The 11,270-nt window shown below is 69.7% G+C and carries 12 protein-coding genes and 1 pseudogene; 5 read left to right on the top strand and 8 right to left on the bottom strand.

What is annotated here, in order from left to right; translation table 11 throughout:
• Positions 1 to 81 precede the first annotated feature (81 nt).
• The 3 genes and pseudogenes from ACFWGJ_RS35185 to ACFWGJ_RS35175 all read right to left on the bottom strand — a co-directional run.
• On the bottom strand, positions 82 to 378 hold the full coding sequence (locus ACFWGJ_RS35185) for a hypothetical protein (protein WP_387332718.1): 297 nt from the start codon (positions 376 to 378) through the stop codon (positions 82 to 84).
• 259 nt (positions 379 to 637) lie between these two features.
• Positions 638 to 952: a hypothetical protein gene (locus tag ACFWGJ_RS35180; RefSeq protein ID WP_387332716.1), complete on the bottom strand. Its 315-nt coding sequence runs from the start codon at positions 950 to 952 to the stop codon at positions 638 to 640.
• 16 nt (positions 953 to 968) lie between these two features.
• Positions 969 to 1,243: pseudogene (locus ACFWGJ_RS35175) on the bottom strand (hypothetical protein); the annotation flags it as partial.
• 79 nt (positions 1,244 to 1,322) lie between these two features.
• On the opposite strand from ACFWGJ_RS35175, the gene ACFWGJ_RS35170 reads away from it, so the two are divergent.
• From ACFWGJ_RS35170 to ACFWGJ_RS35155, 4 genes are all read left to right on the top strand, one after another.
• On the top strand, positions 1,323 to 2,078 hold the full coding sequence (locus ACFWGJ_RS35170; RefSeq protein WP_387332714.1) for a GntR family transcriptional regulator: 756 nt from the start codon (positions 1,323 to 1,325) through the stop codon (positions 2,076 to 2,078).
• Between the two features lie 413 nt (positions 2,079 to 2,491).
• Positions 2,492 to 3,133: a DUF4383 domain-containing protein gene (locus ACFWGJ_RS35165; protein ID WP_387332712.1), complete on the top strand. Its 642-nt coding sequence runs from the start codon at positions 2,492 to 2,494 to the stop codon at positions 3,131 to 3,133.
• A 9-nt stretch (positions 3,134 to 3,142) separates the two neighbouring features.
• The gene (locus ACFWGJ_RS35160; protein ID WP_387332710.1) at positions 3,143 to 3,364 is read left to right on the top strand and encodes a zinc ribbon domain-containing protein; all 222 of its coding nucleotides are present in this window, start codon (positions 3,143 to 3,145) and stop codon (positions 3,362 to 3,364) included.
• A gap of 118 nt (positions 3,365 to 3,482) precedes the next feature.
• Positions 3,483 to 4,175: a DedA family protein gene (locus ACFWGJ_RS35155; protein ID WP_387332720.1), complete on the top strand. Its 693-nt coding sequence runs from the start codon at positions 3,483 to 3,485 to the stop codon at positions 4,173 to 4,175.
• Here ACFWGJ_RS35155 and ACFWGJ_RS35150 read toward each other — a convergent pair.
• Genes ACFWGJ_RS35150 through ACFWGJ_RS35140 form a run of 3 tightly spaced genes read right to left on the bottom strand, consistent with a single transcriptional unit; the run spans position 4,159 to position 8,830 of the window.
• Positions 4,159 to 4,977, bottom strand: a complete 819-nt coding sequence (locus ACFWGJ_RS35150; protein ID WP_387332708.1) for an HAD family hydrolase — start codon at positions 4,975 to 4,977, stop codon at positions 4,159 to 4,161. The two genes, ACFWGJ_RS35155 and ACFWGJ_RS35150, sit on opposite strands and share 17 nt — an antisense overlap.
• Positions 4,977 to 7,607: a phosphoribosyltransferase gene (locus ACFWGJ_RS35145; RefSeq protein WP_387332706.1), complete on the bottom strand. Its 2,631-nt coding sequence runs from the start codon at positions 7,605 to 7,607 to the stop codon at positions 4,977 to 4,979. The genes ACFWGJ_RS35150 and ACFWGJ_RS35145 overlap by 1 nt, the downstream gene beginning before the upstream one ends.
• Positions 7,608 to 7,666: 59 nt before the next feature.
• Positions 7,667 to 8,830, bottom strand: coding sequence for an HpcH/HpaI aldolase/citrate lyase family protein (locus tag ACFWGJ_RS35140; protein ID WP_387332704.1), 1,164 nt, complete (start codon positions 8,828 to 8,830; stop codon positions 7,667 to 7,669).
• Positions 8,831 to 9,031: 201 nt separating this feature from the next.
• On the opposite strand from ACFWGJ_RS35140, the gene ACFWGJ_RS35135 reads away from it, so the two are divergent.
• Positions 9,032 to 9,931, top strand: a complete 900-nt coding sequence (locus tag ACFWGJ_RS35135) for a TerD family protein (protein ID WP_387332702.1) — start codon at positions 9,032 to 9,034, stop codon at positions 9,929 to 9,931.
• Positions 9,932 to 10,205: 274 nt separating this feature from the next.
• Here ACFWGJ_RS35135 and ACFWGJ_RS35130 read toward each other — a convergent pair whose 3' ends face one another.
• Together ACFWGJ_RS35130 and ACFWGJ_RS35125 are read right to left on the bottom strand one after the other, a co-directional pair.
• The gene (locus tag ACFWGJ_RS35130) at positions 10,206 to 10,943 is read right to left on the bottom strand and encodes a Tellurium resistance (protein WP_387332701.1); all 738 of its coding nucleotides are present in this window, start codon (positions 10,941 to 10,943) and stop codon (positions 10,206 to 10,208) included.
• Between the two features lie 123 nt (positions 10,944 to 11,066).
• On the bottom strand, positions 11,067 to 11,270 hold a 204-nt coding region (locus ACFWGJ_RS35125; protein WP_387332699.1), incomplete at its 5' end, for a DUF475 domain-containing protein.

Here is an 11,270-nt window from a genome sequence, read left to right as displayed (position 1 = left end):
GGACATCGTCCCGGGCCCCTTGCTGTGCTGGTCACAGTCCAACCGTGAGTCGCTCTCAACGGCCAGGCATTCACATCCCCTTCAAAGATTCTCCGGCGTCGCCAGGCGGCTCCCGCGGCTGGTTGCCACACGCAGCACGTCTTCCAGCGCCCCAGCCAGCTGGGCAACAAGGAGAGGCAGCTCGTTGAAGTCTCCCGGCTGGTGATTGAGTACCTGAAGTGCGTACTTCAGAAGTTCGGACGCCGTGTCGAGTTGATCCGCCTCGATGCGATCCGCCAAGCGGGACATGAAGCCGTCAGCATCGCTGGTGCTCAGGTAGCACGGTTTGCCCTCTGGCCCCGCCCACGGAAGCAGCCGCAGTTCACTCTTCTCCGTCATCACCGCGTCTGTCCTCCAGTGACGTCAAAGTTGGACGTGGGTGCGCTGCCAGGCGTCCAGTCGCTCAACTGTTCACCTTCTTCGGGCGTAAGGCAGTCGGGCACGGGATGACACAGGCAGTCACAGGCTTCGTAGATCACTGGTACATCGATCGGAGCCAAGGCCGGAGAGGACTCAGCGCACGCACGGTGCGTGCCAATCCGGCAAGCAATCGAGCGATAGGAAGCGTTCGAGCTGGGAGGCTGCTGTTGAGGCAACATCAGACGACCCCCATGAACGCGGATCGCGCTTCCGCCGGCAGATAGGAAGCATCAGTAACTGCTCGACGATGTCGAGTCCGCTTCTCCCAAGCCAGCATGTACGGACGGACGAGCGCGTTCTCTTCGCCTGTCATCACGTAGCGATGCCCCGCCAAGTCGGAGGCCCGAGCCAAGATGACCGTCGGCTCGTCGGTGAGCGCGGCAGAAATGGGAACGGCCGACGGCCGGGAAGGCGTTAAGGGGCGGCGATGCCTGCCCATGGACGCGTGCCGCCCCTTGGTGAACGTGGCGGCACGGCGAATGCGGTTGAGCACGCTGAATCAGCTCCTGTCGCTGATGGCTCGGTCCTGCGACGTCGTCCGTCGCAGGGCCGTATTGCGTAAGACCGCCCAGAGAGTGCGGTCACCGAGGCTCGTGGCGAGGAGGCCGAACCGATCGGCCTCGGCCACCACCTCCAGGGCCTCCCTCCACGACTCGGCGGAGAGCTCTTCCGGCACCTCCGCTTCGACCGACGTGAACTCGGCATGTTCCTCCACGCGCGCGGGGAGTCCGACGGCAGACAGCCGGGCAGCGATGGCCGCCGCGCGAACTCCCGAAGCGGGCACAGGGCAGCCTCCGTTAACCAGCGATCACTTTGAGTGAAGCTAGTTAACTAGATTAGAGCTAGTGGACTAGATTTTCCACATGCCTGAGCAACCGCCCTACCTCCACGTCGCCGATGAGCTCCGGCGACGAATCACGGAGCATGTGTGGGAGCCAGGTGACCGGCTCCCTTCCCGCGCCCAGATCGGCCAGGAGCTCGGCGTAGGCGAGAACGTGATTCGTCGCGCGCAGGAGTTGCTGATCTCCCAAGGGCTGTTGGAAGGTCGCGCCGGATCAGGCACGTACGTCGCCGAGCCTCAGCAGCGTGTTCGGATCGTTCGATCCTCGGCACGCGAGCAGCCCAACGGATCACCGTTCCGCGCGGACATGAAAGCCGTCGGCAAGCTGGGTGATTGGGAGAGTCGGACCGACGCCAAGGTGCCGGCCCCAGCAGACATCGCGGCACGGCTGGGTGTCGACGAGGGTGCCTTGTGTGTCCGGACGTCGTACGAGTTTCTGGCCGACGGTCGGCCTGTGCAGCTGTCCACGAGTTGGGAGCCGTACGACCTCACCGCGGGGACACTCATCGTTCTTCCCGAGGGAGGGCCGCACGCCGGAGCAGGCGTCGTGAACCGCATGGCCGCTATCGGCATCACCGTGAGCCATGCCGTGGAGCAGCCCGAGCCCCGGCAGGCGACCGCCGAGGAAGCTTCGCTGCTCGGTATTCAGAAGGCCGCGCTCGTTACACACATCCGGCGGACGTACTACAGCGATCAGGGACGGCCCGTCGAGACCGCTGACATCGTGGTGCCCGTGGCTCACTGCGAGATCGTCTACGAGATCCCGATCAACCATTAGCAGGGGCCCCGGGAGCTGAGCCAGGGCATGCCAGCTCCGTGCCACATGCGTGCCATATCGTGCGGTCAACCACGGTCAATGGCGGTTCGCCGCGGTCGGAATGCGCGGATGAGCTGGGCAGCACGGACGGCGCAATGGACCTGCGCCGACCCCGCCAGCGTTCGCACCGCCCTTACAAGGCGGATGTCGGCGGTTCGAAACCGTCCGCGCCCACCAGGTCCAGGACACAGCCAAGACCCAGGTCAACCGGTGTGATGCCGGATGCCTGGGTCTTGGGCGTTTTCGGCGGGGGGTGTCGCTCCCGCCTGCGCTGGCGGGAGCGGCCCTTCGGGCGGATGCTGAAGTGGGAGAGGTGTGACGCTCTCCCCTCGCATCCAGGGATCCGTCCCAGGATCACACCCGAGGAGGCGGACATGGCCTCGCATGTCCTGCGTACGGCGCCCAGGCGGCGGATCAGGCTCGATGAGCATCTGCCGGTCGATCATCGGCTCAGCACGTTCTACCGGATCGGCGCGGGGCTCATGGGGCTCGTGCTGCTCGTCTTCGGGATCCTGGGGCTGATCGACCGGGTCGGATTCTTCGACACCCAGGGGGACAAGGTGTCGGGGCTGAGCACCAACGGCGCGCTGAGCGTGATCTCGATCTGCGCCGGGCTGCTGCTCTTCGTCGGCATGGTCATCGGCGGCAACGTCGCCTCGACGATCAACATGGTGCTCGGCATCCTCTTCATCCTCAGCGGCTTCCTGAACCTCGCCCTGCTCGACACCCAGTACAACTTCCTCGCCTTCCGCATTCCGAATGTGCTGTTCAGCTTCGTGGTCGGCGTGATGCTGATGTTCTTCGGGATGTACGGGCGCGTCGGCTCGGCCCTGCCCCACGACAACCCGTACTGGCGGTCCCGCCATCCCGAACAGGCCGAGCACGAGCAGCGGGTGAAGGCGGGGGCCGAGTTGCGCGCGAAGGCACTGGCCCAGGGCCCGGGCTCGACGGGCGCGGGGTCCGTGGGCTCCGGTCCCGCCCCGGCTCCCCTGGGAGACGGCCGTTCCGACCGCTAACCTGGGCGCATGCCTCGCTATGAATACCGCTGCCGGACCTGCGGCGACACCTTCGAGAAGAGCCGTCCGATGGCCGAGTCGTCCGCGCCCGCGGACTGTCCGGCCGGTCACGACGACACGGTGAAGCTGCTGTCGACGGTGGCGGTCGGCGGGTCCGCCTCGGCGCCCGCGCCCGCCCCGGGCGGCGCGAGTGGTGGTGGCGGTTGCTGCGGCGGAGGCTGCTGCGGCTGACACCCGCGTATCACTCACCCGCTGACGCCCGAACCCGGCTTCAGTCTGGCTTCAGCTTCCGTTCTCTAGCGTCGGGTGCGTGACCCAAAGCAGCGCACCGCAGTGGATCAACGGCCTGATGGACACGCTCGGCGCTCCCGGCGCGGGCATCGCCATCGCCCTGGAGAACCTGTTCCCGCCCATCTCGAGCGAGGTGATCCTGCCGCTCGCGGGGTTCGCGGCGAGCACCGGGCAGATGAACCTGTTCGCCGCCCTGCTGTGGACGACGGCCGGTTCGGTCGTCGGGGCGCTCGCGCTGTACGGCGTCGGCGCGCTGCTCGGCCGCGACCGCACCGTCGCGATCGCGGCGCGGCTGCCGCTCGTCAAGGTGTCGGACATCGAGAAGACCGAGGCGTGGTTCTCCCGGCACGGCACCAAGGCCATCTTCTTCGGGCGGATGATCCCCGTCTTCCGCAGTCTGATCTCGGTGCCGGCGGGCGTCGAGCGCATGCCGCTGCCCGTCTTCCTCTGTCTGACCACGCTCGGCAGCGCCATCTGGAACACGGTCTTCGTCCTCGCCGGCTACTTCCTCGGCGAGAACTGGACCGACGTCGCCGACTATGTGTCGACGTACTCGAAGGTGGTGCTCGCCGGCGCCGCCCTCGCGCTGCTGGTGCTCGTGGGCGTGCGCCTGTTCCGGCCGGGGCGCGGCGGCCGACGCCGTGAGGCGAAGGACCCCCGTACCACCCCTGCGCCCCGTACCCCTACGCCGCGTACTCCTACCGACACCTCTGCCGATACCCGTACCGACACCCCTACCGGCTCGCGCTGAGGAACTCCCCCAGAATCCGCTCCCCCGCGGCCACACCCCGCTCGGGGAGCGCGGTGACCCCCGGCGCCGTCCAGCCCGCCTCGGCCAGTTCGCCGTGGCCCGGGCGCCAGGCGCGGTCCGCGGCCAGCAGCAGGTCGGCGTCGAGCAGGGAGTCGCCGGCGGCGAGGGTGAGGTCCGCGCCCGTACGGCGGGCCACCTCCCGCATGGCCGCGCTCTTGGTGAGCGGCTTCGGTACGGCGTAGACCTTGCGGCCCTGGACCGAGACCGTCCAGCCGCGGTTCTCCGCCCAGACGGCCAGTTCCTTAGCCCAGTCCGCGGGGAGCAGTTCGCGCTCGACGACGAAGTACACGAAGAGGTCTTCCGCGACGCGCTGCTTGAGCACCCAGGCCGGGTCGGCGGTGGCCGCCATGTGCGCGCGCACCTCGTCCAGCGGGGCGCACTCGTCCGCCAGGCGCGCGGTCACCCGGGCCTGCCACTCGGGGTCGGAGACACCGTCGACGAGGAGGTGGCCGCCGTTGGCGCAGATCGCGTACTTCGCGGCGGGGCCCGGGAGTCGGATGCGGTGGTACTGCTCGCGCGTACGGGTCGTGGTGGGGACGAAGTCCGCCGCGCCGCCCAGTTCGGTGAGCAGTCCGGCCGCGGTCTCGGTCACGTACGACAGCGGCTTGTTCTGGTAGACCTCGACGCACAGCAGGCGCGGCGCCTCGGCGTCGGGGCCGGTCAGCGCCAGCGCGTTGACGGAGTAGATGAGCGTCCGGTCGAGGTCGCTGGCGACCAGGGCGCGCGGAGCGGGTCCGGGCATCAGACCGTCACCGCCCTGCCGTCGGCGCCGGTCGCGCCGCGCGTGTACTTGGGGTGGATCAACCCGACGCAGGTGTACGGGAGTTCGGCGACCTCCTCGACCGGTACGCCGCGCTGTTCGGCGAGCAGGCGTACGTGGTCGAGGTCGGCGCCCGCCCCGGCCCGCGCGAGGATCTTCCAGGGGACGCGGCGCAGCAGCACCCGGGTGGTCTCGCCGACGCCCGGCTTGACGAGGTTCACGTCGTGGATGCCGTACTCCTCGCTGATGCGCTCGACCGCCGCCCAGCCCTCCCAGGTCGGCGAACGGTCCGCGGAGAGCAGTTCCTTGACCCGGTCGTCGACCGCGTCTCCGACCTCGTCGAAGCGGGCGGAGATCGCGTCCAGGAACTCGACGGAGACGTCCGTGCCGGCGAGTTCGCGGTAGAACTTCGCCCCGTGGTAGTCGTGTTCCCCGACCAGGTCGGCGCGGAGCACCGTACGCGAAATGAGCCCGGAGACGGTGGAGTTGAGGCAGGCGGAGGGGATGAGGAAGTCCTCGCGGGTGCCGTACGTGCGCACGCAGGAGCCGGGGTCGGCGAGGACCGCAATCTCCGGGTCGAAGCCGCCGATACCGTCGGACTCCTCGAACTCCCGCAGGGCCTGGGCGAGTTCGCGGGTGATGGCGCCCTTGCCCGTCCAGCCGTCCACGAACACGACGTCGGCCGGGTCGTGGTGGGCGGCGAGGTAACGCAGCGCGTTGGCGTCGATGCCGCGGCCCCGCACGATGGAGACGGCGTAGTGGGGCAGGTCCAGGCCGTGGCGGTGCCCGGCCCAACGGCGCATCAGGACGCCGACGGGGGTGCCGGCGCGGGCCAGGGAGACGAGCACGGGCCGCGGTGAGCGTTCCGCGAGGACGGTCTCGGTGACCGCGCCGACGGCCAGGGCGATCCGGGCGGCGGAGCCGGCCAGCGCGTCGTGGAACAGCTCCTGGTACGCGGGGCTCGGCTGGTACTCCACCGGCAGCGACTCCGCGTAGTGGGCGCCACCGCTCTGGATGGCCTCCTCGCGCTCCTCGACCGGTGCTTCGAGGCGGGTGTCCGAGAGGTCCTGCAGCAGCCAGCCGACCTCGTCCGCCGCGTACGAGGAGAAGTCGGGGCCACGGAGGGGCTCGGGCAGCATCGAGGACCTTTCGACTGACTCTGGTGCGAGTTCTCTTGCCGTTCCCGGCGTTTCCGGTACGGATTCGGGGACGTACGAGGGGACGACCGCGAGCAGCACGCTGCCCGTGTGCGCGGCGAGCTGCGTCAACAGGCCGTTAGGGGCGTGCAGTTCGGGGGTGTCGGCGGCGGAGTCGACCACGGCGACGACGGCGTCGAAGCCGGCGCCCGCCACGTTGTAGGCGTACCGCTCGCCGGGCCCGTCGGCCGGGCCGTCGTGGGCGGGGAAGACGAGCCGGGTGCGGATCGCGTAGCCGGGGTCGTCGACGGCGAGCACGGGTGAGCGGGTGGTCGTGGAGTAGCGCACCTCGGCGTCGGTCAGCTTCTCCAGCGCGACACCGAGCCGCAGGGGCGCGTACATCAGCTCCTCGAAGCCGAGGACGAGGACGCGGCCACGGCGGGCGCGCAGCGGGAGCGCCTCGGCTATTCGGGCCGCCATGGCGGGCAGGGCGCCCTCCAGACGGACCCGGTGCCCGGGCGTGAAGCCGTGCCGTCCGCCGTCGGCGAGGCCCTGCGGCCAGCCGAGATCGACGCGGGCGATCGTGCCGGGCTCCGGACGGGCCCCGGAAGCCGCGTCCGCCGCCACCCGCCCTCGCCCCCGCTGCTGCTCCTGCTCCTGCTCGGCGACCAGCGCCTGCCCCTTCTCCAGTACGCCCTCGGGCAGCCGTACGGTGCCGGAGGCGGCCGTCACCAGGTCCACGGTCGCGCCGATCTCCTGGGCGAAGTCCGCGAGGCGTCCGAGGTCCGCGGCCGAGCGCATGTCGACCAGGGCGACGATCACGTACCGGCCGCGCGGATAGCGTGCGTGCAGGTCACGGATCGTGTTGAGGACCGTGTTGCCGGTGGAGAACTCGTCGTCGACGAGGACGAGCGGGCCGTCGGTGGCGAGCAGGTCCGGGTTCTCCGGGAGGAGCAGGTGCGAGGTGGCGTGCGAGTGGGACTCCTCGAAGCCGCCGGCCGTCGCGACACCCTCGACCGGGCGCCGGGTGGAGTGCAGGCAGGGGGCGAGGCCCACGCCGTCCGCGACCGAGTGGCCGAGCCCGGTGGCCGTCTCCGCGTACCCGAGGACGACGGCCCGGCCGGCCTCGTCCTCTCCGAGCAGGTCGCGTACGCGCAGCCCGAGCGCGAATCCGTAGCCGTACACGACGGCGGGTGACTGCGGTACGTGCTTGCCCAGCACGTTCGACACGAGCAGGTGCGCGCGCTTGGGGTTGCGCCGGAGCGCGAGCCCCAGGAGCTCCCCGAGCCCCTCGTCCCCGACGAGTTCCACGCCGAGGCGTCCGGCGACCCAGCTCCCGGACCAGACCTCACCGGCGGGTCCCTCGCCCGTTCCGTCGGCGGGCCCGTCGACGGGGCCACGCGCTCCGGCCCTGGTTCCGGGGCGGAAGCCCGTCGCGGACCAGACGCCGGACCCGTCGTTCACAGCCTTGTTCATGGATTCCTTGGGTGTCAGCCGGGTGTGGGTCAGCGGGTTGTGAGTCAGCGGGATGTGGCTCAGCCGGGAATTCCGGCGGCGAGCAGTTCCACGAAGCCGATGTCCTCGTTGGTGACGCCGAAGACCTCGGCGCGCTGGAGGGTGCGCTCCGCCCAGGCGCGGTGCGGCTTCACCTCGTTCATCTTGTTCGTGTACGCGGACCGCAGTACACCCCCGCCGCCCCGCTCGGGCCGCAGGATGTCCTGGGCGTCGCTGAACTCCTCGTGGCTGACCACGGACAGGGCGTGCACGGGCAGTACGTGCGAGGGGTGGATGCAGGTCTTGCCCTGCAGTCCGTTGGTCCGGTCGAGGGAGATCTCCCGCAGCAGGCCGTCCATGTCGTGCTCGATGAGGGTGGCACGCAGGGCGTCCGCCTCCGGGAGGAAGGGGCTGCGGCGCAGCTGCGGCTTGAACATGCGTTCCTGGACGCGGAAGTACTCCCACACGGGCCCGGTCACCGTGAATCCGGTGCCGTCGGCCCGCCCGAGGACGTTCACCACGTCCGCGATGACGGAGGCCACTATCTGCACGTCGTACGCCGTCATGTCGGGCGCCCTGCGCAGGCCGTACGCCGAGCAGAAGTCGGTGACGCCGAGCCGCAGGGCGAGCACGCGGTCGCGGTACTTGTCGACGGCCCGGAAGATCCCGGCGAGGGTCTCCGCCCGGGACTCGCGGTACAGCAGTTCGGGCGATTCGAGGACGGGCATGGCGAAGAGCCGCCGCTCGCTCGCGCCCTCGGCCTCGGTGAGCGCCTCCAGGAACGGGACGCCCCGCTCCTCGGTGAACTTCGGCAGTACGAATCCGGACAGGAGCCGCACGGAGGCGCCGAGCCGCTGGACGAGGTCGGGTATCTGCTCGGGCGCTCTGACCCGGATGAAGAGCAGGGGCAGCTCGTCCCCGGGACGGTCGGCCAGGTCGTGGAACTGCCGGACGAGGTTCTCCTCGGCGTCCACGACGTCCGCGTCCCCGATGGAGTCCTCCAGGCACACCACCATCGAGACGACACCACGACCGGCCTGCTTCACGATGTCGTCGGCGAGCTTCTGCCTGGTGGCAGGGCTGTAGAGGGTGGCTCCGAGCGCTGCGGCCAGCACCCGGGGCGAGGAGTCCGCGGTGAAGACACACGGCTCCTGGAAGAAGAGGCGGTCCCTCACCTCAGGGGCAATATGCCCGAAATGACGCATGAGTCTCCCCCGGGGCGGCTAGATGGCCTGACGATATGTGGCCGGTAATAGTACGTAGAGATCCGTGTCCGGGATTCCCATCGGGCATGAAATTCAGGTAACGCAGACAAACACCATTGTGCCCGCCCATCCGTGCGGCAAGCCGAACGGGAGCACACCCCCACGTTGTCGTGACCAGGGCCGAGAAGGCAGGATGACCGTATGACGCACGCCATGCTGAAGGGGTCGAACGTCCCGCTGGACGCCACGGCGGTGCGCGCCGTGCTGCGCTGGACGCCGGGACGGGGTGTCCCGGACGTGGATGCCTCCGCACTCCTCCTCGGTCCCGACGGTCGCGTGCGCTCCGACGAGGACTTCGTGTTCTACAACCAGCCCCGTCATCCTTCGGGGAAGGTCTGGCGACTCGGCAAGAAGCGCGTGAACGACGGTCTCGCCGAGGGGCTCACCGATACGATTCAGTCGGATCTGGCGGGCGTTGACAACGGTGTGGGACGGATTCTCCTTGTCGCTTCCGCCGACGACGTCACCTTCGACCGGGTACGCGGACTGCGCATCGTGGTCTTCGACGCCACGGTCGGGGACGCCGAGCCGCTGGCGTACTTCGACATCAAGCCGGAGACCGGTGAGGAAACCGCGCTGATCTGCGGTGAACTGTACCGGCGCGGTGAGGGCTGGAAGTTCCGGGCTCTCGGCGAGGGCTATTCGAACGGGCTGCAGGGGCTTGCGGCCGACTTCGGTATCTCGGTGGACGAGTCCGGGGCCGAGGAGGGGGCGGCGTCCGCCGGCGGGCGGGCCGGTTCGCAGCCGTTGCCGCCCGAGGAGCCGACCACGCAGGTGCCGCAGCAGCCGGTGCAGCCCGCGTACGGGTATCCGCCGGCCGCTCCCGCTCCCGGTCCGGAGCCGACTCGGCAGCAGCCGCCGGCCACGCAGCCGGCTTACGGGTATCCGCAGCCGACCAGTGCGCCGGCGTACGGGTATCCGCCGCCGCCTCAGCCCGCCGCGGCGGCTCCGTCCGGGTACGGCTACCCCCAGCCGGTGGGGGCGGGTCCCGACCCGGACTTCCGCCTTCCCCCGCAGGGGCCGCAGTTCATCGGCCGATAGGGGCAGCCGCCGGCCCCTCACCCCTCCTGGGGGCGCGAGCGCCTTTAGGGGCGCGGGGAACTGCGCGATCAGCCACGACGGCGCCGCAGCCGCCCCTGAACGCGCGCTCCCGAGCTCGGGGGCGCCCCGGCGAAGCCAACCGCGGGCAGCGCCTCGGCCGCGGGCCGGTGGGGGCGGGCCACGCAGTTCCCCGCGCCCCTGACGGGGCACCCAGCGTCCATCGCCGCGGATGGTTCGTGGCCGGGCGCGCAGTTCCCCGCGCCCCTTACGGGCGCTAACGGTCGGCCTTCGCCTTGTAGCCGCGGCCCCACTGCAGGCCCCAGCCGTAGAGGCGGTCCAGTTCCGCCTGGAAGCCGTACACGAACTTCACCTCGCGTCGTACCACCAGCTCGTTCTTGACGTTCTCGATCATCACGACCGCGCAGGACCGCGCCTGGGAGTGCCGCTCGTCGAGCCCGATCTCGATCCGGGGCCCGTTGCTCGGGTACAGGGTCACGATCGCGTGCGTACGGTCGAACGCGGGAGTCTGGTCGTAGATGTAGACGAAGATCAGCAACCGCTTGATGTTCTCCCGGTGGTCGAGGTTGACGAAGATCGTCTCGCCCGAGCCGGAGCCGAACCGGTCGTCACCGCTGAGCTTCACGTAGGGCGCGCCGTTCAGGTCCCCCAGGAAGCCCCCGAGCGGCTGGACGACCCCCTTGCTGCCGTCGGCAAGCTCGTACATGCAGCCGAGGTCGAGGTCGACGTTGACCATGGACTGGGTGTGCGCCTGGACCACTTCCGGCTTGAGGGCCTTGAAGGGGTGCCGCAGCAGACTGCCCCGCTGGGGCCCGCCTATGTCGGAGGTCCGCATCCGCCACGAGAGGTTGATACGGAGATTGCCGGTGGCCGCACCCTGCTTGCTGAGTGAGATCGTCTGGTTCCGTTTGGTCAGTTCGATGGCGTTGGTCGCCGCGCTGCCCGAGTCGAACTGCGTCGACCGCCCGCGCCACAGGCCTTCCCAGAAACTCATTCCCGCCCCCACCTCGACCGTTCACCCCGCCCCGACGAAGGATCGGGGCCTCATGCGCCGGGGCGGCCGCCGAGGAGTCCTCGGTGGCCGCCCCTCACAGAGCGTTCCTCAACCTGACCGGTGTCACACCCCGGACGAGACCTCTGTCTTGTCGTCCGAGGGGTCAGCTTTTCCCTCCGCGGCCTCCAGCGCCCTGTTGCGGCGGACGGAGGACCAGAAGGACCAGGCGATGAGGACGACGCCGATGAGGCCGGTGATGATCTCGTTGACCTCGAAGCGGATGGTGACCAGGAGGATCGCGGCGAGGGCGCCGATGGCGTAGTGGGC

This window comes from Streptomyces sp. NPDC060205, from assembly GCF_042728395.1.
Taxonomy (GTDB): domain Bacteria; phylum Actinomycetota; class Actinomycetes; order Streptomycetales; family Streptomycetaceae; genus Streptomyces.
The sequence above is the reverse complement of the archived record's forward strand: the minus strand, read 5'-3'. Positions and strand labels throughout refer to the sequence as shown.